Genomic DNA, 22,336 nt, shown 5'->3' on the forward strand with positions numbered 1-22,336 from the left:
GGGGAAGAGACGTTCGCGCGGGGAGGAGACTAGGCCGGGGTCACCCAAGTGGTGATGTCGGCGTGCACGACCTCGGCGCCGGTCTTATCGGTGATGCTGACCGGCACGACCACCTCGGCGCCTTCGGTGATCCCGGCGAAGTCCGGCGGATCCAGGCGGGCGGTGGCCCGCAGCGACGTCGTCGCCCTGGCCAGGTAGGCCACGTTCATCGCCTTGGGGATCCAGCGGTGGCTGCGCGGTACGGTGGCCTCCATCAACATCCCCATCGCGACCTCGGCGGCGTTGCAGGAGGCGATCGCGTGCACCGTGTTCAGGTGGTTGTAGACGAACGGCCACTTGGGCACCAGCACCTCGGCCAGTCCGGGCTCCATCCGGACCACGTGCGGCAGTACCGACGCGAAGTAGGGGACCCGCGCCATGGCCGCGGCGGAGAACAGCCGGGTGCCGCCGGGGATGCCGGCGAGACGTCGCCATGCCTGATATGTACTGGTAGATCCGGTCACGCCGAGCTACCTTACCGGCAAGTAAGATCACCCGGAAACCGGCTTCGCGGCGACCGGCCCGGGGGGCGGGCGGCGAGACGACCGGGGATTTGGCCGCTGACCCGATCTGGGGCATACTGTTCAGGTTCGCCTGCGCCGGGGTTGCCCCTGGCTGGGCATACGACCAGCGTCCACCCGGGCGCGTCCGGTCCCACTCTCGCAGTACGGGGTTTTTTCACCGTGAACGAGGCCGTGTGCGGGCGACACGCCCGACCGCGGGGACCGGTGGACCAGGACAGGTAAACAGCGGCGGCAGCGCCCAGCGCAATGTCGATACGGGCCCAGGCGGGCCTGACATCGACAAAGACGCGCGGGGTACACGGGTTCGAAAGTCGAACCCCTTTGCAGGAGTGAGGTAGTAGAAGCGTGGCGGGACAAAAGATCCGCATCAGGCTCAAGGCCTACGACCATGAGGCCATTGACGCCTCGGCGCGCAAAATCGTCGAAACGGTCACTCGCACCGGTGCCAGCGTGGTGGGCCCGGTGCCGCTGCCGACCGAGAAGAACGTGTATTGCGTCATCCGGTCCCCGCACAAGTACAAGGACTCGCGGGAGCACTTCGAGATGCGCACCCACAAAAGGCTGATCGACATCCTCGATCCCACGCCGAAGACCGTTGACGCCCTGATGCGCATCGATCTGCCGGCCAGCGTCGACGTCAACATCCAGTAGGAGCACCGAAAAACCATGGCACGCAAAGGTATTTTGGGTACCAAACTGGGCATGACGCAGGTGTTCGACGAGAACAACAAGGTCGTGCCGGTCACGGTCGTCAAGGCCGGGCCCAACGTGGTGACCCGCATCCGCACCCCCGAGCGCGACGGCTATTCCGCCGTGCAGCTCGCTTACGGCGAGATCAGCCCTCGCAAGGTCAACAAGCCGCTGACCGGTCAGTACGCGGCCGCCGGGGTCAACCCGCGCCGGCACCTGGTCGAGTTGCGTCTCGCCGGCGAGGAAGCCGCAGCGGCGTATGAAGTCGGCCAGGAGCTGACCGCCGAGATCTTCGCCGACGGCGCCTACGTAGACGTGACCGGCACCTCCAAGGGCAAGGGCTACGCCGGCACTATGAAGCGGCACGGCTTCCGCGGCCAGGGCGCCGGTCACGGCGCCCAGGCAGTGCACCGCCGGCCGGGTTCCATCGGCGGTTGCTCGACCCCGGGCCGGGTGTTCAAGGGCACCCGGATGTCAGGGCGGATGGGCAACGACCGCGTCACCACCCAGAACCTGGTGGTGCACAAGGTGGACGCCGAGAACGGCGTGCTGTTGATCAAGGGCGCCATTCCGGGGCGCAACGGCGGGCTGGTTCTGGTCCGCAGCGCGATCAAAAAGGGTGAGAAGTAATGGCCGGCATCACAATTGACGTCAAGACACCGGACGGCAAGAAGAGCGGCTCTGTCGAGCTGCCCGCCGAGCTGTTCGACGCTCCCGCCAACATTGCGCTGATGCACCAGGTGGTGATCGCTCAGTTGGCCGCGGCCCGGCAGGGTACGCACTCCACCAAGACGCGCGCCGAGGTCCGTGGCGGAGGCCGTAAGCCTTACCGGCAGAAGGGAACCGGTCGCGCCCGTCAGGGTTCGATCCGGGCGCCGCAGTTCACCGGTGGTGGCGTGGTGCACGGCCCGAAGCCGCGCGACTACAGCCAGCGCACCCCGAAGAAGATGATCGCCGCCGCGCTGCGCGGCGCACTGTCGGACCGGGCGCGCAACGGCCGGATCCACGCGATCACCGAGTTGGTGAGCGGACAGACCCCGTCGACCAAGAGCGCCAAGGCGTTCCTGGGTTCGATCACCGACCGCAAGCAGGTGCTGGTGGTCATCGGCCGGGCCGACGAGACGGGTGCCAAGAGCGTGCGCAATCTCCCCGGTGTGCACATCCTCTCGCCGGACCAGCTCAACACCCACGATGTGCTGCGTGCCGACGACGTGGTGTTCAGCGTCGAGGCCCTGAACGCCTACATCGCCGGAAACGCAGCACACACAGCCAAAACCGAGGAGGTTTCGGCCTGATGGCGACCATCACCGACCCCCGCGACATCATCCTCGCGCCGGTCATCTCCGAGAAGTCCTACGGGCTGATCGAGGACAACGTGTACACGTTCGTGGTGCACCCCGACTCGAACAAGACGCAGATCAAGATCGCGATCGAGAAGATCTTCGCCGTCAAGGTCGCATCGGTGAACACCGCGAATCGGCCGGGTAAGCGCAAGCGGTCCCGGGCCGGCTACGGCAAGCGCAAGGACACCAAGCGCGCCATCGTGACCCTGGCGCCCGGCAGCAAGCCGATCGACCTGTTCGCCGCACCGGCCTGACCGGAGTGAAAGAGAGACCTAACTGACATGGGAATCCGCAAGTACAAGCCGACGACCCCCGGTCGTCGCGGTGCCAGCGTCTCCGATTTCGCCGAGCTCACCCGCTCTCACCCGGAGAAGTCGCTGGTTCGGCCGCTGCACGGCCGCGGCGGGCGTAACGCCCACGGCCGGATCACCACCCGGCACAAGGGCGGTGGCCACAAGCGCGCCTACCGGGTGATCGACTTCCGTCGCCACGACAAGGACGGCGTCAACGCCAAGGTCGCCCACATCGAGTACGACCCGAACCGCACCGCGCGCATCGCGCTGCTGCACTACCTGGACGGCGAGAAGCGCTACATCATCGCCCCGCAGGGTCTTTCGCAGGGCGACGTGGTGGAGTCGGGCGCCAACGCCGACATCAAGCCCGGTAACAACCTGCCGCTGCGCAACATCCCGGCGGGCACGCTGGTGCACGCCGTCGAGCTGCGGCCGGGCGGCGGCGCCAAGCTGGCCCGCTCGGCCGGGTCCAGCATCCAGCTGCTGGGTAAGGAAGGCGCCTACGCCTCGCTGCGTATGCCTTCGGGTGAGATCCGCCGGGTCGACGTGCGCTGCCGCGCCACCGTCGGCGAGGTGGGCAACGCCGAGCAGGCCAACATCAACTGGGGCAAGGCCGGCCGGATGCGGTGGAAGGGCAAGCGCCCCTCCGTCCGTGGTGTGGTGATGAACCCGGTGGACCACCCGCACGGTGGTGGTGAGGGCAAGACCTCCGGTGGCCGGCACCCGGTCAGCCCGTGGGGTAAGCCGGAGGGTCGCACCCGCCGGCCGAACAAGCCCAGCGACAAGCTCATCGTCCGACGCCGGCGCACCGGCAAGAAGCGCTAGGAAGCGGAGAGAAAGCGATGCCACGCAGCCTCAAGAAGGGTCCGTTCGTCGACGACCATCTGCTCAAGAAGGTCGACGTTCAGAACGAGAAGAACACCAAGCAGGTCATCAAGACCTGGTCGCGTCGGTCGACGATCATCCCGGATTTCATCGGGCACACGTTCGCCGTCCACGACGGCCGCAAGCACGTCCCGGTATTCGTCACCGAGTCGATGGTCGGGCACAAGCTCGGCGAATTCGCCCCGACGCGCACCTTCAAGGGACACATCAAGGACGACCGGAAGGCTAAGCGCCGGTGAGCGTAACGACTGAATTCCCGTCTGCTGTCGCCAAGGCCCGCTTCGTGCGGGTGTCGGCCAGCAAGGCGCGCCGGGTGATCGACCTGGTGCGCGGCAAGTCCGTGACCGAAGCGCTGGACATTCTGCGCTGGGCGCCGCAGCAGGCCAGCCTGCCGGTGGCCAAGGTCATCGCCAGCGCGGCGGCCAACGCCGAGAACAACAACGGTCTGGACCCGTCCACCCTGGTGGTCGCCACCGTCTACGCCGACGAGGGCCCGACCGCCAAGCGGATCAAGCCGCGCGCTCAGGGGCGCGCCTACCGGATCCGCCGGCGTACCAGCCACATCACCGTGGTGGTGGAGAGCCGGCCGGTGAAGGGCGGCGGTTCGGCGCAGTCCGCCGGTGCCGCCCGGGCGCGTCGTGCGCAGGCCAGCAAGGCCGCCTCGGAAAAGGTGACTGCGAAGGCGACGGAGAAGGCTCCGGCCAAGAAGGCGCCGGCGGCCAAGGCGACCGAGAAAGCGGCGGCCAAGAAGGCGCCCGCCAAGAAGGCTGCCGAACCGAAGGCTGAAGCCAAGAAGGCGCCTGAGACGTCCGACTCGAAGGAGGGCTCGGAGTAATGGGCCAGAAGATCAATCCGCACGGCTTCCGGCTCGGGATCACCACCGACTGGAAGTCGCGGTGGTACGCCGACAAGCAGTACGCGGACTACGTCAAGGAAGACGTGGCGATCCGCCGGCTGCTGTCGAGCGGGCTGGAGCGCGCCGGCATTGCCGACGTCGAGATCGAAAGGACTCGTGACAGAGTTCGGGTAGATATCCACACCGCCCGGCCCGGCATCGTCATCGGCCGTCGCGGCACCGAGGCCGACCGGATCCGTGCCGACCTGGAGAAGCTGACCGGCAAGCAGGTGCAGCTGAACATCCTCGAGGTGAAAAACCCGGAGTCGACGGCGCAGCTGGTGGCCCAGGGCGTTGCCGAGCAGCTGAGCAACCGTGTGGCGTTCCGTCGCGCGATGCGCAAGGCGATCCAGTCGGCGATGCGTCAGCCCAACGTCAAGGGCATCCGGGTGCAGTGCTCGGGCCGTCTCGGCGGCGCTGAGATGAGCCGTTCGGAGTTCTACCGCGAGGGCCGGGTGCCGCTGCACACGCTGCGCGCCGACATCGACTACGGGTTGTACGAGGCCAAGACCACCTTCGGCCGGATCGGCGTGAAGGTCTGGATCTACAAGGGCGACATCGTCGGTGGCAAGCGTGAGCTGGCCGCTGCCGCACCGTCGGCCGACCGTCCCCGCCGGGAGCGGCCGTCGGGCACCCGCCCGCGTCGCAGCGGCGCCTCGGGTACCACCGCGACCAGCACCGACGCCGGTCGGGCCGCTGAGAGCACCGAGACCACCGCTGCTGCAGAACCGGTCACCGAGACCGCCCCGGCCGCAGCGGAAACGCAGAGCACGGAGAGCTAAATCATGTTGATTCCCCGCAAGGTCAAGCACCGCAAGCAGCATCACCCCAAGCAACGCGGCCTCGCCAGCGGCGGCACCGCAGTGACGTTCGGCGACTACGGCATCCAGGCCCTGGAGCACGCCTACGTCACCAACCGGCAGATCGAGTCGGCGCGTATCGCCATCAACCGGCACATCAAGCGTGGCGGCAAGGTGTGGATCAACATCTTTCCGGACCGTCCGCTGACCAAGAAGCCCGCCGAGACCCGGATGGGGTCGGGTAAGGGTTCGCCGGAGTGGTGGGTCGCCAACGTCAAGCCGGGCCGGGTGCTGTTCGAGCTCAGCTACCCCAACGAGGCCATCGCCCGCGCCGCACTGACCCGGGCGATCCACAAGCTGCCGATCAAGGCGCGCATTGTCACCCGAGAGGAGCAGTTCTGATGGCAGTGGGAGTTTCCGCTGGCGAACTGCGCGAGCTGAACGCCGACGAGCTCGTCGAGCGGCTGCGCGAGTCCAAAGAGGAGCTGTTCAACCTGCGTTTCCAGATGGCGACCGGGCAGCTCAGCAACAACCGTCGGCTCCGCACGGTGCGCCAGCAGATTGCGCGCATCTACACCGTGTTGCGCGAACGGGAACTGGGCCTGGCGTCCGGTCCCGATGGTTCTGAAGGCGAGGCATCGTAATGGCAGAGGCTGCAAAAACTAAGGGACCCAAGCACACTCCGCGCACGGAGAAGCCGCGGGGCCGCCGCAAGACCCAGATCGGCTACGTGGTCAGCGACAAGATGGAGAAGACCATCGTCGTCGAGCTGGAGGACCGGATGAAGCACCCGCTCTACGGCAAGATCATCCGGACCACCAAGAAGGTCAAGGCGCACGACGAGAACAACACGGCCGGTATCGGCGACCGCGTGTCGCTGATGGAGACCCGTCCGCTCTCGGCGACCAAGCGGTGGCGCCTAGTGGAGATCCTCGAGAAGGCGAAGTAACGCCGGCTACGCCGGCAGCCTGACCCGCGCCAGCGGTTGCTGGGCGGGCCCCGCCGGCGGTTCCGGTGCGGGCGGGCCGAGCGGCACCTGCAGGGTTTCCAGTTCGCTCATCTGCTGGGCGGGCACCGCCAGGGTGCGGCGCATCGGCGTCGGCAGGCTGGTGCGCAGTGCGGTCAATTGCCGTCCGTTGAGACGGTTCAAGCCGGCCGTGATGTTCCTGCGCAGTCGCTGCGCGCTGTGGTAGCGCACCAACACCGAAACGTCGGTGTGCTGGTCGCGTGCGGTCAGCCGGACGGTGACCGCTGTGGTGTCGGCCGCGGGGAGCCAGAGCTGTTCCAGGTTCGCCGTGCAGATGTCGCGTGGCGACATCCAGAACGTGGACGCAAACTGCTTGGGGCCTTTGCGCTCTTTCTGCTTGAGCCGCCGTCCCCGCCGCCGGATCCGGGTCGGCTGGAGACCGGCCAGCACCGCGGCATCGACGTCGGCGAACTCTTCGGCCGGGAGCACGCGCACGACCAGGTGCCGCTCCTGCAGCTCGTGGGCGAGCCGCTCGGTGGCTGCTGCCAGGGTTGCGGCCACCGAATCGCGCACGGCCACCGCGTCGGCGTTGTGCATCGGGTCCATCCGCAGGATCAACCAGGTGTCTCGAGGCCCGCGGTCAACCGGGCTGTCCGCGCCATCGCCGGGGGCGGGGTCGCCGTCGGCGGCAGCGTCGCATGTTCGCACCGAGACGATGTCGATCCCGTCGAGTCGCACGTCGAACTGCCGCAGCGCGGCGGCGGCGATGGCGGCCGGCAGCGCGGTCGGCGGCTGGGGGGCGCGCCCGCGGCGGCCTGCGGAATCCGGCCCGGGCGGTTCGACGGCGATCACTGTGACCAGCTGGCCGCGGTATTCGCGCACGCCGACGGTATCCGGGCCGTAGCGGCGCCGGTGATCGAAACCGGGCGTACAGCCCTCGGTGAGGAACGGCGCCGGATTGGCGAATCGATCCAACACCCGCGCCAGCACGATCGCCGTCAGCGGGACCCGGCGGTGGGTGATCAACGCGGCCATCGTCACCACGGCGGCGAGCCCGACGCCCGGCCACCAGGCGCGGGCCGCCGACCCGAGTTGATCGGGCCAATGGCCGGCAATCCGCAAGATCGCGATGTCGATGAGAAATACCGCTGTCACCCGTAGCCAGGATAGATTCAGCCCAAAACTATGCTGTGCCTTCATCGTTGCGCCTGCTTCATGGTCCCCCAGGGAGTTTGTGGTGCGTAATGCGGTGACCGGGCTTCCCGGATTGCTTGCACGCCAAACATCCCCGGCCTCCGAATCGGGAGACCTGGGATGTCGGGCCGGCCGTCGACGACGGCCTGGTGTCTGACGAGCATCAAATGCCGAGGAAGTCCGAAGGGTCGATGCTGCCGGCGATGTCCGCGGCGCCTCCGGAGGCGGCGTCAGCGGCGGTTCCTGCGGCGTCGGCCGCGCTTCCGGCGGCGGCGTCGGCTGCGCCGCCGGCAGCATCCGCGCCCAGCGTGGACAGGCCGGTGAACGCGTCACCCGGATCGAGCAACGCGGTCGCGTCGAAATCGGTCGGAATGTTGAAGTCGCCGAACGGTGTCGACAGGGTGTCGGTGATGGTGCTGGCGGCACCGTCCGCCCCCGGGATGGCGGTGTAGATGTTCTCGAACCCGTTCCCGAAGTTCATCACGTCGTACACCGTTCCCACCGTGGGGAGATCAGACTCCGTCGCTCCGGAGGCCGGATCCACGCCGGTGATGGTGAACTCCGTGTTGTGGATGCCGCCAAAGAGATTCGTAACGTTCTCGCTGGCGGTCACGCTGCCCAGGTCGGTGGCACCGGACCCGCTGCCGCTGCTGACGTCGAAAGACTGATCGCCCTCGCCGACCTGGAAGAATGGCGGCGCGCCGAACAGCGGACTGAGCGGGGTGAAGCCCTCCGATCCGTCGGCCTGGACCGGGGTAAAGGTGTCCTGGCCGATGGTGAAGCCGTCGCTGCCGGCCGGCGTGGTGCCGCCGCCGGGTGTGGCATCCGGTGTGCCGACGGTCGGTGTGATGCCGCCCGTGTCGCCCAGCGGCGACGAGCCCGGCGTGTTGGTGTCAGGTGTGGTGCTGGTATCGGGTGTCGTGCTGGTGTCAGGGGTAATGGCGCCGAGAGAGGCGGTGGGGCTCGGGGCCGTGACGTCCGGGCCGAGAGCGCCGACGTTGCCCAGCGGGGCATCACCGCCCAGGTTGCTTCCCAGTCCGCTCGTCAGGGCGGCGCTGCCGACATTGCCCACGGTGTCGACACCATTGTCGGCGAAAGCGACTCCGGTGGGCACGAATGTGGTCGCGAGTAGACCTGCGGTGGCACCACCGACCGACAATATGATCCGACGATTCATTTCGGTGCGTTCCTTCCGTTCTTCGATGTTCCCGGCCAAGGAGCTCACCTTTGAACTCGCCGGGGCGTAGGTGAACAGCGTCAAAGCGCCCGCCACTACGAGCATCGCGCACCGCGATGCCGACACGGCGCATCCAATAACGTTGGGCGGCAATGCATGTCCGGACGCCCGGAATACTGACTCAATTCTCTCGGCGTCCTCGTCAGACGCTAACGGGTCGACGCTGCCGCCACCACCCCTGTAGGCGGATATTTCAACAGTTAATCTCAATGTAGAGAATCGCTGCCATCGATCCACGCACGTAACGGCCACGATGTAAGCCCTTGGGGCAGTTACCTTGTGGCTAAGATCAGCGTTTGACCAAGTTTCGTCTCAGCCGAGTCAAAGCAAACGTGTTGCCGGAATGGAAGTTTCGGTTTGACCATTCACGTCCGAGCTGCACACTGATCGCTATGGAACTACGCCAGCTGAAACATTTCGTCGCGGTGGCCGAAGAGCTGCACTTCACCCGGGCGGCGGCGAAAGTGCACGTGGTCCAGTCCACTTTGTCCGCCTCGATCAGCGGTCTGGAGTCCGAACTCGGCACTGCGCTGTTGGTCCGCAACAATCGTCGTGTCGATCTCACCACCGCCGGGCAGGCGTTACTGCCGGACGCCCAGAATGCCCTGGCCGCAGCAGAACGTGCGCGTGCCGCCGTCGACGCCGTCCGGGGGCTGTTGTCCGGAAAGCTGACGGTGGGGGTGATCCAGGGACTGGGGACCATCGACCTGCCCGCCCTGCTGGCGCGTTATCACCGAAGCTTCCCGCGCATCGAGATCACGTTGCGGCAGGACGCCATCGACGCGCTGGTGAACGCGACCGCCGACGGGAGCTTGGATCTCGCCTTCGTCAGCCGCCCCTATGACGCGAATCGGGTGAAGGAACTGTCGCTCGGTACCGAGTTCCTGGTGTTGGCGGTGCGCCGCGATGACCCGCTGGCCCGCCAGGAGACCGTCGGGCTGAGCGATCTGCAGCAGCGGGAATTCGTCGAGCGCCGGGCGGATCTGCGGACCCGCCTGCACATCGACAGCATCTGTGCCGACCTCGGCTTCCAACGGACCATCTGCGCCGAGACCAACACGCCGGGAGATCTGGTCGATCTGGTCGCCGCCGGCTTGGGCATCGCCTTCCTTCCGCCGGCGCTGGTGGCGAAATCAGAGGACATCGTCGGGGTGGCGACCGATCCGGGGATCCCCCGTGAGCTGGCGCTGATCACCCCCAGCGAGCGGGCGCCCTCACCGGCGGCCGCGGCATTCCTCGGTGAGCTGCTCTCGGCCGGCGCGCCGGAGAACCCGGCAACCGGGCAGTGGCAGCAACCCGCGGTCTGAAAGATCCCGGCCGCCGTCGACGGACGCGGTAGTCTGCACCGGATCCGGGGGCTGACAGCGGAGTGAGCGATGGCGAGTTCGACCAGTTTCACAGGCAAGATCAATCTCGATATCCGGGATTCCGAACCCGACTGGGGGCCGTTTGCGGCGCCGACCGCTCCCGACGGCGCCCCCAACGTGCTCTACCTGGTGTGGGATGACACCGGTATAGCCACCTGGGACTGCTTCGGCGGACTGGTCGAGATGCCGGCGATGAACAGGATTGCCCAGCGCGGCATCCGGCTGTCTCAATTCCACACCACCGCGCTGTGTTCCCCGACCCGGGCGGCCTTGCTCACCGGGCGCAACGCCACCAGCGTCGGCATGGCCACCATCGAAGAGTTCACCGACGGCTTCCCCAACTGCAGCGGACGTATCCCATTCGAAACCGCGCTGCTCAGTGAGGTTCTGGCTGAGCGGGGCTGGAACACCTTCTGCGTCGGCAAATGGCATCTGACGCCATTGGAGGAGTCCAACATGGCCGCCACCAGGCGGCACTGGCCCACGCAGCGCGGATTCGACCGGTTCTACGGCTTCCTGGGCGGCGAGACCAACCAGTGGTATCCGGATCTGGTGTACGACAACCACCCGGTAGCACCGCCGGCCACCCCGGAGGACGGGTATCACCTGTCCAAGGACATCGCCGACAAGACAATCGAATTCATCCGCGACGCGCAGACGATCGCGCCCGGCAAGCCCTGGTTCGGCTACGTCTGCCCGGGCGCCGGGCACGCCCCGCACCATGTCTTCGCCGAGTGGGCAGACCGCTACGCCGGCCGCTTCGACGCGGGCTACGAACAGTACCGGGAGATCGTGCTGGCCAACCAGAAGAAGCTCGGCCTGGTACCGCCGGACACCGAGCTGTCCGAGGTCAACCCCTATGCGGGCGTCACGAGTGCCGACGGTCAGCCCTGGCCGGCGCTGGACACCGTGCGCCCCTGGGACGGCCTTGATGACACCGAGAAGCGATTGTTCGCCCGGATGGCCGAGGTATTCGCCGGATTCCAGAGCTACACCGACGCCCAGATCGGCCGGATCCTGGACTATTTGGAGGAATCCGGCCAGCTCGACAACACGATCGTCGTGGTGATCTCCGACAACGGCGCCAGCGGGGAGGGCGGACCCAACGGCTCACCCAATGAGAACAAGTTCTTCAACGGCTACATCGATACCGTCGAGGAGGCGATGAAACTCTTCGATCAGCTGGGCGGCCCGGAGACCTACAACCACTACCCGATCGGGTGGGCGATGGCGTTCAATACGCCTTACAAGCTCTACAAGCGCTACGCCTCCCACGAGGGAGGCATCGCCGATCCCGCGATCGTCAGCTGGCCCAACGGGATCGCCGCCCGCGGCGAGGTCCGTGACACTTATATCAACGTGTGCGACGTGACCCCGACCGTCTACGACCTGCTCGGCATCACCCCGCCGGACACGGTGCGGGGGGTGGCGCAACGGCCGCTGGAGGGGGTCAGTTTTAAAGCGGCGCTTGCCGATCCGGCCGCGGACACCGGCAAGCACACGCAGTTCTACACGATGCTGGGGACCCGGGGAATTTGGCACCGGGGCTGGTTCGCCAACACCGTGCATGCGGCGACTCCGTCGGGCTGGGGCCACTTCGACGCCGACCGCTGGGAGCTCTACCACCTCGACGAGGACCGCAGTCAATGCCGTGACCTGGCCGCTGAGCACCCGGACAAGCTCAAGGAACTGCAGGCGATGTGGTTCGCTGAGGCGGACAAGTACAACGGCCTGCCGCTGGCCGATCTGAACATCTTCGAGATGACCAGCCGCCAGCGGCCCTACCTGTCCGGCGACCGCACCAGCTACAGCTATTACCCGAACACCGCCGAGGTGCCGTTGGGGGCGTGCGTGGAGTTGCGCGGGCGGTCGTTCTCGGTGTTGGCGCGCGTCACGGTGGAATCGTCGGCAGCCGAGGGGGTGCTGTTCAAACAGGGCGCTCGGCACGGCGGTCACGTGCTGTTCGTCCAGGACGGCCGGCTGCACTACGTCTACAACTTCCTCGGCGAGCGCGAGCAGTGGTTGTCGTCTCCTGACCAGATCTCGCTGGGGCAGCATATCTTCGGGATACGGTTCGAGCGCAGCGGCACGGTGGAGGGCAGTCACACGCCGGTCGGTGACGCCTCGCTGTACATCGACGACGCGGTGGTCGTCACGCTGCCCGGCATGATCACCCAGCCGGGTGCGTTCGCGTTGGCCGGTGGTGGGGTCAGCGTCGGGCGCAATACCGGCCAGGCGGTGTCGTCGGCCTACCGGGCGCCGTTCGGCTTCACCGGCGGGACCATCGCCGACGTTGCGGTCGATGTCAGCGGTGAGCCGTATCTCGATGTGAAAAGGACTATGGCGGCGGCATTTTCGCGGGACTGAGGCGATGGTGAGCGAGCTGGTGGAGATCCCGGGCGGGGTGTTCCGGATGGGCTCGACGAGTTTCTATCCCGAAGAGGCCCCAATTCATACCGTGGTGGTGGCGACGTTCGCGATCGAGCGGCATCCGGTGACCAATGCCCAGTTTGCTGAATTCGTCGCGGCGACAGGGTATGTGACCGTCGCCGAACAGGAGGTCGCGGGCTACGCCGCCGAACCGGGCGCGTTGGTCTTCACTCCCACCGCTGGGCCGGTCGATCTGCGTGACTGGCGGCAGTGGTGGCGCTGGGTGCCCGGCGCGAATTGGCGCCAACCGCTCGGCCCGGACAGCGATTTGGCGGGGCGCGACGATCACCCGGTGGTGCAGGTCGCCTATCCCGACGCCGCGGCTTACGCCCGGTGGGCCGGGCGGCGGCTGCCGACCGAAGCCGAATGGGAGTACGCCGCGCGGGCCGGTGCCGGGAGCACCTATCCCTGGGGTGAGGAGGAGAAGCCGGGCGGCGCCCCGATGGCCAACACCTGGCAGGGCGCCTTTCCTTACCGCAACGACGGCTGGGCCGGCACGTCATCGGTGGGGACGTTCCCGCCGAACGGGTGGGGCCTGCTCGACATGATCGGCAACGTGTGGGAGTGGACCACCACCGAGTTCGTCGGCCACCACCGGATCGATACACCGCCCAAGTCCTGTTGCGCGCCCGACGGGCCGGCCGACCCCGGTATCAGCCGGACCCTCAAGGGCGGGTCGCACCTGTGCGCGCCGGAGTACTGCCACCGGTATCGAGCCACCGCCCGTTCGCCGCAGTCGCAGGACACCGCCACCAGTCACATCGGATTCCGCTGCGCGGCGGACTAACTACCTGCGCGAGCGTGCGTAGAAACGGTGTTCACGCCGGTGTGTCGGGCGGGGACGCGCACGCTCGCGCATAGGGGTGACTGCGATTTGGTGCTGGACGCCCCTTGACCTAGACTTCAGGGGTTGCTGAGAGCAGACCTCGGCCAGCGCAAGTTGGCCCCGCGTGCTCTTTGGCTCCGAAGAACTGTAAGACCACGCACGTCCGGGACGATTCCGGCTGGCACCGCCATGTCACACGTCGACCCGAAATTTGAGGAGATCTGGTGATTCAGCAGGAATCGCGGTTGAAGGTCGCCGACAACACGGGCGCCAAGGAGATCTTGTGCATCCGGGTGCTCGGCGGCTCGTCGCGCCGGTACGCCGGTATCGGCGACATCATCGTGGCCACCGTCAAGGATGCGATCCCCGGCGGCAACGTCAAGCGGGGTGAGATCGTCAAGGCCGTGGTGGTGCGCACCGTCAAGGAGCGTCGCCGCGCCGACGGTAGCTACATCAAGTTCGACGAGAACGCCGCGGTGATCATCAAGGCCGACAACGACCCGCGCGGAACCCGCATCTTCGGGCCGGTCGGCCGCGAGCTGCGTGAGAAGCGGTTCATGAAGATCGTCTCGCTGGCCCCGGAGGTGCTGTAGATGAAGGTCCACAAGGGCGACACGGTGCTGGTCATCGCCGGCAAGGATAAGGGCGCCAAGGGCAAGGTCCTCAAGGCCTACCCCACCCGCAACCGGGTGCTGGTCCAGGGCGTCAACCGGATCAAGAAGCACGTCGCGAACTCGGCCAACCAGGCCGGTGCTCAGTCGGGCGGCATCGTCACCCAGGAGGCCCCGATCCACGTCTCCAACGTGATGGTCGTCGACTCCGACGGTAAGCCCACTCGGATCGGCTACCGGGTGGACGAAGAGTCCGGCAAGAAGGTTCGCGTCTCCAAGCGCAACGGCAAGGACATCTAGGGATGACTACGGCAGAGAAGACTCAGCCCCGGCTGAAGGTGAAGTACCGCGAAGAGATCCGGGACGCGCTCAACAGCGAGTTCAACTACGCCAACGTGATGCAGATCCCGGGTGTGGTCAAGGTCGTCGTCAACATGGGCGTCGGCGAAGCCGCCCGCGACGCCAAACTGATCAACAACGCGGTCAACGACCTGGCGTTGATCACCGGCCAGCGTCCGGAGATCCGCAAGGCCCGACTGTCGATCGCCCAGTTCAAACTGCGTGAGGGCATGCCGATCGGCGCCCGGGTGACGCTGCGCGGTGACCGGATGTGGGAGTTCCTCGACCGGCTCACCTCGATTGCGCTGCCGCGTATCCGCGACTTCCGCGGATTGTCGCCCAAGCAGTTCGACGGCTCCGGCAACTACACCTTCGGGCTGGCCGAGCAGTCGATGTTCCACGAGATCGACGTGGATTCGATCGACCGCCCGCGTGGCATGAACATCACCGTCGTCACCTCGGCGACGAACGACGACGAAGGACGAGCGCTGCTGCGGGCACTCGGCTTTCCGTTCAAGGAGAAGTGACCTGATGGCGAAGAAAGCGTTGGTTAACAAGGCGGCCCGCAAGCCCAAGTTCGCGGTGCGCGCCTACACCCGCTGCAACAAGTGCGGCCGTCCGCGCGCGGTACTCCGCAAGTTCGGCCTGTGCCGAATCTGCCTTCGCGAGATGGCGCACGCCGGCGAACTGCCCGGTGTGCAGAAGAGCAGCTGGTGACGGCGGAGGAGCAGCGCTAAATGACTATGACGGACCCGATCGCGGACTTCTTGACCCGTCTGCGCAACGCCAACTCGGCGTATCACGACGAGGTGACCCTGCCGCACTCGAAGATCAAGGCCAACATCGCCGAGATCCTCAAGCGCGAGGGTTACATCACCGACTACCACGTCGAAGACGCCCGGGTGGGCAAGGCGCTGGTGGTCAACCTCAAGTACGGCCCGAACCGGGAGCGCAGCCTCGCCGGTCTGCGCCGGGTGTCCAAGCCTGGCCTGCGGGTCTACGCGAAGTCGACCAACCTGCCGCGGGTGCTCGGCGGCCTGGGCGTGGCGATCATCTCCACGTCCTCGGGTCTGCTCACCGACCGTCAGGCGGCCAGGCAGGGCGTGGGCGGCGAAGTCCTCGCGTACGTGTGGTGAGGGAGTAGCAGACATGTCGCGTATTGGTAAGCAGCCGATCCCGGTCCCGTCCGGGGTCGATGTGACGATCGACGGCCAGCAGGTCTCGGTCAAGGGGCCCAAGGGCACCCTGGAACTCATGGTGGCCGAGCCCATCCGGGTGGCCCGCAACGACGACGGCGCCCTGGTGGTCACCCGTCCCGACGACGAGCGGCGCAACCGCTCGCTGCACGGGCTGAGCCGTACCCTGGTGGCGAACCTGGTCACCGGCGTCTCCGAGGGCTACGTCCGCAAGATGGAGATCTTCGGCGTCGGTTACCGCGTGGTCCTCAAGGGCTCCGATCTGGAGTTCGCCCTGGGCTACAGCCACCCGGTGCTGATCAAGGCTCCGGAGGGCATCACCTTCGCGGTGGAGACGCCCACCAAGTTCTCGATCTCGGGCATCGACAAGCAGAAGGTCGGTCAGATCTCGGCGAACATCCGCCGCCTGCGCCGTCCCGACCCCTACAAGGGCAAGGGCGTGCGCTACGAGGGTGAGCAGGTTCGCCGCAAGGTCGGAAAGACAGGTAAGTAGTCATGGCGCAATCACACAAGCCCGTCGGGCAGGGCGTTTCGGAGGCCCGGCGCAACCACCGGGTGCGTCGGCACGCGCGGCTGCGCAAGAAGATCTCCGGCACCGCCGAGCGTCCCCGCCTGGTGGTGCACCGCTCCTCGCGGCACATCCACGTGCAGCTGGTCGACGACCTGGCCGGTCACACGCTGGCCGCGGCGTCTTCGATCGAGGCCGACGTGCGGGGGGTGGACGGCGACAAGAAGGCGCACAGTGTGCGGGTCGGCCAGCTGATCGCCGAGCGCGCCAAGGCCGCCGGCGTGCAGAACGTGGTGTTCGACCGCGGCGGTTACACCTACGGTGGACGTATCGCGGCGCTGGCCGACGCGGCGCGCGAGGGCGGGTTGACGTTCTGATGCGCCAGATGACTGACTTCATGAACATGACTGGAAGGACCGCATGATGGCGGAGCAGCCGACCGGGGCCTCCTCAGCAGGTCCCGACACGGGCAGCGCCCCCCGTACCGACGGGCGCGACAGCCGGGACAACCGGGGCGGGCGCGGTGGCCGCGACGGTGGTCGCGGCGGCCGGGACAGCCGGGACGGCGACAAGAGCAACTACCTGGAGCGCGTTGTCGCGATCAACCGGGTGTCCAAGGTGGTCAAGGGTGGCCGCCGGTTCAGCTTCACCGCGCTGGTGATCGTCGGCGACGGCAAGGGCATGGTCGGGGTCGGCTACGGCAAGGCCAAGGAAGTCCCGGCCGCGATCGCCAAGGGTGTCGAGGAGGCCCGCAAGAGCTTCTTCCGGGTGCCGCTGATCGGTGGCACCATCACGCACCCGGTCCAGGGCGAAGCCGCCGCCGGTGTGGTGTTCCTGCGTCCGGCCAGCCCCGGTACCGGTGTGATCGCCGGCGGCGCGGTACGTGCCGTGCTGGAATGCGCCGGGGTGCACGACATCCTGTCTAAGTCGCTGGGCAGCGACAACGCGATCAACGTGGTGCACGCCACGGTGGCCGCGCTGAAGATGCTGCAGCGTCCCGAAGAGGTCGCGGCCCGTCGCGGTCTGCCCATCGAAGACGTGGCGCCGGCCGCGATGCTCAAGGCGCGTCGCGAGAGCGAGGCGCTCGCCGCCAGTGCCGCGCGGGAAGGCACGGCATAACCATGGCAAACCTGAAGATCACCCAGGTCCGCGGCACCATCGGTGCTCGCTGGAATCAGCGCGAAAGCCTGCGCACCCTGGGTCTGCGCAAGATCCGCCAGTCGGTGGTGCGTGAGGACAACCCCCAGACCCGCGGTCTGATCCGGGTTGTTCACCACCTCGTGCAAGTGGAGGAAGCCGAATGACCATCAAGCTGCACGACCTGCGCCCCGCGCCCGGGTCGAAGACCAAGCGCACCCGCGTCGGCCGCGGTGAGGGCTCCAAGGGCAAGACCGCGGGCCGCGGCACCAAGGGCACCAAGGCCCGCAAGAACGTGCCGGTCCGGTTCGAGGGTGGGCAGATGCCGATCCACATGCGGCTGCCCAAGCTGAAGGGCTTTCGCAACCGGTTCCGCACCGAGTACGAGGTCGTCAACGTCGGCGACATCAACCGGTTGTTCCCGTCCGGCGGGACCATCGGGCTCGACGAGCTGGTGGCCAAGGGCGCGGTCCGCAAGAACACGCTGGTCAAGGTGCTCGGTGACGGCAAGCTCACCGTCAAGGCCGACATCACCGCGCACAAGTTCAGCGGCAGCGCCCGCGACAAGATCACCGCAGCCGGAGGCACTGCCACCGAGCTGTAAGGAATTTCCCAAGCGACACCGCACAAAATCGCACTCCACTGACTGGTGGCGTGCGATTTTGCTTTGGCCGGTGTTTCTGACGCCCCTGAAAAATAAATAATCGCTATGTGTTACACAGTCTCATGTAACAATGACGGTGCGTGACCTACGTCACGAGCCGGGGGCTACCGGAAGGCGTGGGCAGATGAGGCGTCGGTTGCGTTCAGGTTCCCTCGGGCGGCGTGGCGGCGCCTCCCGCCGTGCCGCAGGGGCAGGCAGCGCGGTAGCCGCGTTCCTGGCGTTCGGGATGACGCCCCTGGCTGCCGCGCCGGACGCCCGCGCAGACTTCGGGTTTGACGATTTTCTGGGCTGGTTCGGTCTGGAAGCCGACTCTCAAGCGCCTACGCCCGAGTGGATCGGCTCGGCCTGGGATCTGCCCGGTTCGGCTGATGAGACTGGGATGGAGATAGCCCAGCTGTGGGACACCTACTTCTACCTGCCACTGCATGCACTTTTGCAGGACTGGATCAACTCTGACTTCGGGTCGCAGGTCAACGGCGTGATCAACCAGATCTTCGCGCCGTTCACCGAGAACTTCTGCGGGATGATCTGCAACGGCGCCGACGGCACCGAGAACAGCGTGAACGGCCAGGCCGGTGGGCTCTGGTTCGGCGACGGCGGTAACGGCTGGACCTCGGACGTCGAGGGTGTAGCCGGCGGTAACGGCGGCCACGCCGGGGGTATCGGCAATGGTGGTGATGGCGGCGCCGGCGGTCTGGGTGCTGATGGCGGTAACGGCGGTCACGGTGGCGAGATGTGGGGCCACGGCGGCGATGGCGGAGCCGGTGGGGCTGCGACGGCGGCGCTGGTGGCTGGGGACGGTGGCAACGGCGGGTCCTCGGGTCAGGCCCAAGACTTCTTCGGCATGGGTGCGTGGGGCAACGGAGGCAACGGCGGCAAGGGCGGCGCGGGTCTGGCCGGCGCCGACGGTGCGGACTCCTCGGCCGCCGGGGTGGCCGGCGGCGACGGCGGGACGGGCACGGCGGGCGGTAAAGGCGGCGACGGCGGGGCCGGTTCGACGTGGCTCGGTATCGGCGGTAACGGCGGCGCCGGCGGTGCCGGTGGCGCCGGGGGCACTGGCGGTGACGGCTTCGAGGGGGCGGCAGGCTCTTTCGCAGGCGGCGGCGACGGCAATGGCGGCAACGGAAGTAACGGCGGCGCCGGTGGGAACGGCGGCGCCGGTGGACAGGCCGGCGCTGCCGGCGCGGGCGCGTGGTTGTTCGGCGGATCCGGTGCCGCGGGCACGAACGGCACGGCCGGGGCCGGCGGTGCGGGCGGTGACGGCAAAGACGGCGGCGATGGCGGCGACGGCGCGGGCGGGACCGACGGCACGGCGAGCGACCCGAATGGCACCGCCGGAATCAGCGGCGGCAACGGTGGCAATGCCGGGCGCGGTGGCGCCGGCGGTGTGGGCGGCGACGGAGTGGTCGCCGCCGACGGTGCCGACGGGCACGCCGGGATCGGAGGCAACGGCGGTAGGGGCGGCAACGGCATCGACGGCATCGACGGCACCGCCACCGCCCCGAACGGAACCGCCGGTGGCACCGGCGGCGCCGGCGGTAGCGGCGGCCAGGGCGGGCTGGAAGCCGACGGCACCACCCGCGCAGCCGACGGCAATGGCGGCGCCGGAGGTACCGGCGGCAATGGCGGAGCCGGATATGACGCGCTCGCCGCCGGTGCGGCGCCGGGCACGTCCGGTGGCAGCGGCGGTGCCGGGGGCAGCGGTGGCGCCGGCGGTACCGGTGCCAACGGCGGGGCCGGCGGTAATGCCGGCGATGGCGGTCGCGGCGGTGACGGGGTCGCCGGGCTGGCCGGAACCAACGGCGCCAACGCCGGCGACGCGGGCAACAGCGGACAAGCCGGAGGCAACGGTGGGACCGGCGGCGCCGGTGGCACCGGTGGCAACGGCGGCGCGGCGACCTCTCCGAGCGGGGCGGCCGGCAGCAACGGCAACGGTGGCGACGGCGGCGCGGGCGGCAACGCCGCAGCCGGTGGTATCGGCGGTGATGGCGCTGACGGTGACGAGAACCATCCGGATGGCGGCGCCGGCCGTAACGCCGGTGACGCCGGCACCACCGGCGCGGGCGGCGCGGGCGGCGCAGCCGGCACCGGCGGAGCCACGGGCACCGGAGCGGCGGGCAGCGGCGGGGCCGACGGATCAGGTCCGGCACCCGCCGAAACCCACGGCGGCGACGGCGGCGATGGCTTCACCTCGACAACACCGCGGGTGGCCGGCGGCGCTGGCGGAGCCGGTGGCAGCGGCGGAACCATCGGCAACGGCGGGGCCGGCGGCGACGGCGGAGGCGGCGGCGACGATGCCGACGGCGGAAACGGCGGCGCGGGCGGTGACGGCGGCAGCCAGGTCGGCAACGGCGGAACCGGCGGGAACGGCGGCGCCGGGCAGGGCACCGGCACCGGCGGCAACGGCGGTGACGGCGGGAACGGCGGCGCCGAGCAGGGCGACGGTGCCGACGGCGGCGACGGCGGCGCCAACGGTGGCAGCGGCGGCAATGGCGGCGACGCCATCGGCAGCGGCAACGGCGGCGATGGCGGCGACGGCACCGCCGGGGCCAGCGGCGCCAACGGCGGCTCGGGTACCCAGCCGGGCGAGGCCGGTGCCGACGGCGTCGCCGGCCAGGCAGGTGGCACGGGCGGGGCCGGCGGTACCGGCTCCGGTGCCGGCCACCACGGCGGCCAAGGCGGTGCCGGAGCCAACGGCGGCAACGGCGGCAACGGCGGCGACGGCGTGCAGGGTGCCGCCGGCACCTTCAACAACGCCGGCACCGGCAATGGCGGGAACGGTGGCGCGGGCGGTAGCGGCGCGGCCGGCGGTCAGGGCGGCGACGGCGGCACCGGCGGTGCGGGCCTCAACGGCGCGACCTCCGGCAACCAGGGTGCCGGCGGCAGCGGTGGCAACGGCGGCGACGCCGGTGTGGCTGCCGACGGCGGCCGTGGTGCCGACGGGATCGCCACGCATCGCGACGCCGGCAACGGCGGTGACGGCGGTGCGGTCGGTAAGGCCGGCGCGGCCGGTGACGGTGGATCCGGTTCGACACCCGGTTCGGAGGGCCAAGCCGGTAACGGCCCGTCCGGTCAGCAGGGCAACGGCGGTGACGGGGGCGACGGCTATGACCCCGCCAGCGACCCGAACGCGGCGCCGGGCGCCAGCGGCGGCAACGGCGGCCTAGGTGGAAACGGCAGCCTGTTGGGCACCGGCGGTGCGGGCGGTTCCGGTGGCGATGGCGCCACCGGTTTGGCCGGTGACAACGGCCTGGCTCCCGGCGGGAAGGGGATGGCCGGCGGCACTGGCGGTGACGGCGGCAACGCCGGGAAGGGCGGTACCGGCGGCGCCGGTGACGGGGAGGATGGCGTCGCGGGGCAGGGGGGTGATGGCGGTCGGGGCGGGAATGGTGCTGTAGGTGCGGCGGGTGCGGCCTCGACACAGGCCGGGGTGGTTGGCGGTAATGGTGGCGCCGGTGGTGCTGGTGGTGATGGGGGTGCCGGGGGTAAGGGTGGTTTGACCGCTGCTGGGACGGCTAGTGGTTTTGATGGTGCTCAGGGTGTCGGTGGTGATGGCGGCGATGGTGGTGTGGGCGGTCGTGGCTTCGACGGGGTGGCCGGTGGGGTGGGCACGGCCGGTGATGAGGGCACCGATGGCACGGCGACGACGGGGGCGACGGCTGGGACTGCTGGTGGCACCGGTGAGACCGGTGGTGCGGGCAGTGCCGGTGGTGCTGGGGGCAATGGTGGTGCGGCCGGTCATGGTTCGACTGATGGCACGCAGGGTCTTGGTGGTGTGGGTGGCGCCGGTGGTAATGGCGGGACCGGTGGCAATGGTGGCGTTGGTGGTAATGGCGGTAATGGGTATGACGCTGCGACGGATCTGAGTGCGGCGGCAGGTACTTCGGGTGGTGATGGTGCGGTCGGTGGTTCCGGGGGTGCCGGCGGTGCGGGGGGTGCGGCCGGCCAAGGTGGTGCCGGTGGTAGCGGTGCGGGCGGGCAGGCGGCTGCTGGTGTTGATGGCGTCACCGGCAACCAGGGCGCCGGTGGGGTCGGTGGCAATGGTGGTTCCGGTGGTGATGGGTCCACGGGCGCTCGCGGTGCTGATGGCGTCACGACGGGTGCTGATGGTGCGACCGGTGGCGCTGGTGGCAACGGTGGTGATGCCGCGGCGGGTGGTGCCGGCGGTGTCGGCGCCGGTGGGGTGCAGGCGGCTAGTGGCGTTGATGGCATAGCCGGTTCTGGTGGTGCTGGTGGTCGTGGTGGTGATGGTGCCGACGGTGACGTGGGTGCGGCCTCGACGCAGGCCGGGGTTGCCGGGGGTGTGGGCCAGGACGGTGGTGCTGGTGGTGATGGGGGTGCCGGGGGTAAGGGTGGTTTGACCGCTGCTGGGACGGCTAGTGGTTTTGATG

At 68.5% G+C, this 22,336-nt stretch carries 28 protein-coding genes; 25 read left to right on the forward strand and 3 right to left on the reverse strand.

Annotation, left to right across the window (positions count from 1 at the left end; genetic code table 11):
* Positions 1–29: 29 nt before the first annotated feature.
* A complete protein-coding gene (locus tag A5771_RS14145) occupies positions 30–503 on the reverse strand; it encodes a hotdog fold domain-containing protein (protein ID WP_064855847.1) in 474 nt (157 codons plus the stop codon).
* Positions 504–908: 405 nt separating this feature from the next.
* Here A5771_RS14145 and rpsJ point away from each other — a divergent pair, with 405 nt between their 5' ends.
* The 11 genes from rpsJ to rpsQ are packed head-to-tail and all read left to right on the forward strand — an operon-like array spanning position 909 to position 6,418.
* Positions 909–1,214, forward strand: a complete 306-nt coding sequence (gene rpsJ, locus A5771_RS14150) for a 30S ribosomal protein S10 (RefSeq protein ID WP_003883485.1) — start codon at positions 909–911, stop codon at positions 1,212–1,214.
* A 15-nt stretch (positions 1,215–1,229) separates the two neighbouring features.
* Complete coding sequence (gene rplC / locus A5771_RS14155) at positions 1,230–1,883, forward strand: 50S ribosomal protein L3 (RefSeq protein ID WP_064855848.1); 654 nt, start codon at positions 1,230–1,232, stop codon at positions 1,881–1,883.
* Positions 1,883–2,548 (forward strand): 50S ribosomal protein L4, encoded by a 666-nt coding sequence (gene rplD / locus A5771_RS14160; protein WP_064855849.1) that lies wholly within the window; start codon positions 1,883–1,885, stop codon positions 2,546–2,548. The genes rplC and rplD overlap by 1 nt, the downstream gene beginning before the upstream one ends.
* The gene (gene rplW / locus A5771_RS14165) at positions 2,548–2,850 is read left to right on the forward strand and encodes a 50S ribosomal protein L23 (RefSeq protein WP_064855850.1); all 303 of its coding nucleotides are present in this window, start codon (positions 2,548–2,550) and stop codon (positions 2,848–2,850) included. Before rplD ends, rplW begins: the two co-directional genes overlap by 1 nt.
* A 27-nt stretch (positions 2,851–2,877) precedes the next feature.
* Positions 2,878–3,714, forward strand: coding sequence for a 50S ribosomal protein L2 (rplB, locus tag A5771_RS14170; RefSeq protein ID WP_019737226.1), 837 nt, complete (start codon positions 2,878–2,880; stop codon positions 3,712–3,714).
* A 17-nt stretch (positions 3,715–3,731) separates the two neighbouring features.
* On the forward strand, positions 3,732–4,013 hold the full coding sequence (gene rpsS / locus A5771_RS14175) for a 30S ribosomal protein S19 (protein ID WP_006245110.1): 282 nt from the start codon (positions 3,732–3,734) through the stop codon (positions 4,011–4,013).
* The gene (gene rplV, locus A5771_RS14180) at positions 4,010–4,609 is read left to right on the forward strand and encodes a 50S ribosomal protein L22 (protein ID WP_064855851.1); all 600 of its coding nucleotides are present in this window, start codon (positions 4,010–4,012) and stop codon (positions 4,607–4,609) included. The genes rpsS and rplV overlap by 4 nt, the downstream gene beginning before the upstream one ends.
* Positions 4,609–5,451 carry a 30S ribosomal protein S3 gene (gene rpsC / locus A5771_RS14185; protein WP_064855852.1) on the forward strand — a complete coding sequence of 281 codons (843 nt, stop codon included), beginning with the start codon at positions 4,609–4,611 and terminating at the stop codon, positions 5,449–5,451. Before rplV ends, rpsC begins: the two co-directional genes overlap by 1 nt.
* A gap of 3 nt (positions 5,452–5,454) precedes the next feature.
* On the forward strand, positions 5,455–5,871 hold the full coding sequence (rplP, locus tag A5771_RS14190; protein ID WP_013830258.1) for a 50S ribosomal protein L16: 417 nt from the start codon (positions 5,455–5,457) through the stop codon (positions 5,869–5,871).
* The gene (rpmC, locus tag A5771_RS14195) at positions 5,871–6,113 is read left to right on the forward strand and encodes a 50S ribosomal protein L29 (protein WP_064855853.1); all 243 of its coding nucleotides are present in this window, start codon (positions 5,871–5,873) and stop codon (positions 6,111–6,113) included. The genes rplP and rpmC overlap by 1 nt, the downstream gene beginning before the upstream one ends.
* On the forward strand, positions 6,113–6,418 hold the full coding sequence (gene rpsQ, locus A5771_RS14200; RefSeq protein WP_064855854.1) for a 30S ribosomal protein S17: 306 nt from the start codon (positions 6,113–6,115) through the stop codon (positions 6,416–6,418). The genes rpmC and rpsQ overlap by 1 nt, the downstream gene beginning before the upstream one ends.
* 6 nt (positions 6,419–6,424) lie before the next feature.
* Here the strand turns inward: rpsQ and eccE are convergent, their stop codons facing one another.
* Together eccE and A5771_RS23400 are read right to left on the reverse strand one after the other, a co-directional pair.
* Positions 6,425–7,591 carry a type VII secretion protein EccE gene (gene eccE / locus A5771_RS14205; protein WP_234783052.1) on the reverse strand — a complete coding sequence of 389 codons (1,167 nt, stop codon included), beginning with the start codon at positions 7,589–7,591 and terminating at the stop codon, positions 6,425–6,427.
* 202 nt (positions 7,592–7,793) lie between these two features.
* The gene (locus A5771_RS23400; protein ID WP_165606100.1) at positions 7,794–8,807 is read right to left on the reverse strand and encodes a hypothetical protein; all 1,014 of its coding nucleotides are present in this window, start codon (positions 8,805–8,807) and stop codon (positions 7,794–7,796) included.
* A gap of 452 nt (positions 8,808–9,259) precedes the next feature.
* Between A5771_RS23400 and A5771_RS14215 the strand changes: the two genes are divergently transcribed.
* From A5771_RS14215 to A5771_RS24350, 14 genes are all read left to right on the forward strand, one after another.
* Positions 9,260–10,174, forward strand: a complete 915-nt coding sequence (locus tag A5771_RS14215; RefSeq protein ID WP_064855857.1) for a LysR family transcriptional regulator — start codon at positions 9,260–9,262, stop codon at positions 10,172–10,174.
* 69 nt (positions 10,175–10,243) lie between these two features.
* Positions 10,244–12,601, forward strand: a complete 2,358-nt coding sequence (locus A5771_RS14220; RefSeq protein WP_064855858.1) for an arylsulfatase — start codon at positions 10,244–10,246, stop codon at positions 12,599–12,601.
* Positions 12,602–12,605: 4 nt separating this feature from the next.
* A complete protein-coding gene (locus A5771_RS14225) occupies positions 12,606–13,451 on the forward strand; it encodes a formylglycine-generating enzyme family protein (protein WP_064855859.1) in 846 nt (281 codons plus the stop codon).
* A 263-nt stretch (positions 13,452–13,714) separates the two neighbouring features.
* The gene (gene rplN / locus A5771_RS14230; RefSeq protein WP_064855860.1) at positions 13,715–14,083 is read left to right on the forward strand and encodes a 50S ribosomal protein L14; all 369 of its coding nucleotides are present in this window, start codon (positions 13,715–13,717) and stop codon (positions 14,081–14,083) included.
* On the forward strand, positions 14,084–14,401 hold the full coding sequence (gene rplX / locus A5771_RS14235) for a 50S ribosomal protein L24 (RefSeq protein WP_064855861.1): 318 nt from the start codon (positions 14,084–14,086) through the stop codon (positions 14,399–14,401).
* A gap of 2 nt (positions 14,402–14,403) precedes the next feature.
* The gene (rplE, locus tag A5771_RS14240) at positions 14,404–14,967 is read left to right on the forward strand and encodes a 50S ribosomal protein L5 (protein ID WP_064855862.1); all 564 of its coding nucleotides are present in this window, start codon (positions 14,404–14,406) and stop codon (positions 14,965–14,967) included.
* 4 nt (positions 14,968–14,971) lie between these two features.
* Positions 14,972–15,157: a type Z 30S ribosomal protein S14 gene (locus tag A5771_RS14245; RefSeq protein ID WP_019737213.1), complete on the forward strand. Its 186-nt coding sequence runs from the start codon at positions 14,972–14,974 to the stop codon at positions 15,155–15,157.
* A gap of 20 nt (positions 15,158–15,177) precedes the next feature.
* Entirely contained in the window at positions 15,178–15,576 is a 399-nt protein-coding gene (gene rpsH / locus A5771_RS14250; protein WP_013830245.1) for a 30S ribosomal protein S8, read from the forward strand.
* A gap of 13 nt (positions 15,577–15,589) precedes the next feature.
* Complete coding sequence (gene rplF, locus A5771_RS14255; protein WP_064855863.1) at positions 15,590–16,129, forward strand: 50S ribosomal protein L6; 540 nt, start codon at positions 15,590–15,592, stop codon at positions 16,127–16,129.
* Between the two features lie 2 nt (positions 16,130–16,131).
* Positions 16,132–16,521, forward strand: coding sequence for a 50S ribosomal protein L18 (gene rplR / locus A5771_RS14260; protein ID WP_064855864.1), 390 nt, complete (start codon positions 16,132–16,134; stop codon positions 16,519–16,521).
* Between the two features lie 43 nt (positions 16,522–16,564).
* Positions 16,565–17,263, forward strand: a complete 699-nt coding sequence (rpsE, locus tag A5771_RS14265) for a 30S ribosomal protein S5 (protein ID WP_064855865.1) — start codon at positions 16,565–16,567, stop codon at positions 17,261–17,263.
* A 2-nt stretch (positions 17,264–17,265) separates the two neighbouring features.
* Entirely contained in the window at positions 17,266–17,448 is a 183-nt protein-coding gene (gene rpmD / locus A5771_RS14270) for a 50S ribosomal protein L30 (RefSeq protein ID WP_064855866.1), read from the forward strand.
* Entirely contained in the window at positions 17,445–17,885 is a 441-nt protein-coding gene (gene rplO / locus A5771_RS14275) for a 50S ribosomal protein L15 (RefSeq protein ID WP_064855867.1), read from the forward strand. Before rpmD ends, rplO begins: the two co-directional genes overlap by 4 nt.
* 184 nt (positions 17,886–18,069) lie before the next feature.
* The coding region (locus A5771_RS24350) for a PGRS repeat-containing protein (RefSeq protein WP_165612857.1) at positions 18,070–22,336 on the forward strand (4,267 nt) is incomplete at its 3' end.

Source organism: Mycolicibacter sinensis, assembly GCF_001667375.1.
GTDB classification, from domain to species: Bacteria; Actinomycetota; Actinomycetes; order Mycobacteriales; family Mycobacteriaceae; genus Mycobacterium; species Mycobacterium sinense_A.

Coding starts and splice junctions, on each gene's coding strand:
- A5771_RS14220 (WP_064855858.1), top strand. CDS start 10,244: ATGGCGAGTTCGACCAGTTTCACAGGCAAGATCAATCTCGATATCCGG.
- rplE (WP_064855862.1), top strand. CDS start 14,404: ATGACTACGGCAGAGAAGACTCAGCCCCGGCTGAAGGTGAAGTACCGC.
- rpsQ (WP_064855854.1), top strand. CDS start 6,113: ATGGCAGAGGCTGCAAAAACTAAGGGACCCAAGCACACTCCGCGCACG.
- rpsH (WP_013830245.1), top strand. CDS start 15,178: ATGACTATGACGGACCCGATCGCGGACTTCTTGACCCGTCTGCGCAAC.
- A5771_RS14215 (WP_064855857.1), top strand. CDS start 9,260: ATGGAACTACGCCAGCTGAAACATTTCGTCGCGGTGGCCGAAGAGCTG.
- A5771_RS14245 (WP_019737213.1), top strand. CDS start 14,972: ATGGCGAAGAAAGCGTTGGTTAACAAGGCGGCCCGCAAGCCCAAGTTC.
- rplB (WP_019737226.1), top strand. CDS start 2,878: ATGGGAATCCGCAAGTACAAGCCGACGACCCCCGGTCGTCGCGGTGCC.
- A5771_RS14225 (WP_064855859.1), top strand. CDS start 12,606: ATGGTGAGCGAGCTGGTGGAGATCCCGGGCGGGGTGTTCCGGATGGGC.
- rplC (WP_064855848.1), top strand. CDS start 1,230: ATGGCACGCAAAGGTATTTTGGGTACCAAACTGGGCATGACGCAGGTG.
- rplD (WP_064855849.1), top strand. CDS start 1,883: ATGGCCGGCATCACAATTGACGTCAAGACACCGGACGGCAAGAAGAGC.
- rplR (WP_064855864.1), top strand. CDS start 16,132: ATGGCGCAATCACACAAGCCCGTCGGGCAGGGCGTTTCGGAGGCCCGG.
- rpsE (WP_064855865.1), top strand. CDS start 16,565: ATGATGGCGGAGCAGCCGACCGGGGCCTCCTCAGCAGGTCCCGACACG.
- rplX (WP_064855861.1), top strand. CDS start 14,084: ATGAAGGTCCACAAGGGCGACACGGTGCTGGTCATCGCCGGCAAGGAT.
- rpsS (WP_006245110.1), top strand. CDS start 3,732: ATGCCACGCAGCCTCAAGAAGGGTCCGTTCGTCGACGACCATCTGCTC.
- rpsC (WP_064855852.1), top strand. CDS start 4,609: ATGGGCCAGAAGATCAATCCGCACGGCTTCCGGCTCGGGATCACCACC.
- rplF (WP_064855863.1), top strand. CDS start 15,590: ATGTCGCGTATTGGTAAGCAGCCGATCCCGGTCCCGTCCGGGGTCGAT.
- rpmD (WP_064855866.1), top strand. CDS start 17,266: ATGGCAAACCTGAAGATCACCCAGGTCCGCGGCACCATCGGTGCTCGC.
- rpmC (WP_064855853.1), top strand. CDS start 5,871: ATGGCAGTGGGAGTTTCCGCTGGCGAACTGCGCGAGCTGAACGCCGAC.
- rplO (WP_064855867.1), top strand. CDS start 17,445: ATGACCATCAAGCTGCACGACCTGCGCCCCGCGCCCGGGTCGAAGACC.
- rplP (WP_013830258.1), top strand. CDS start 5,455: ATGTTGATTCCCCGCAAGGTCAAGCACCGCAAGCAGCATCACCCCAAG.
- rplW (WP_064855850.1), top strand. CDS start 2,548: ATGGCGACCATCACCGACCCCCGCGACATCATCCTCGCGCCGGTCATC.
- A5771_RS23400 (WP_165606100.1), bottom strand. CDS start 8,807: ATGAATCGTCGGATCATATTGTCGGTCGGTGGTGCCACCGCAGGTCTA.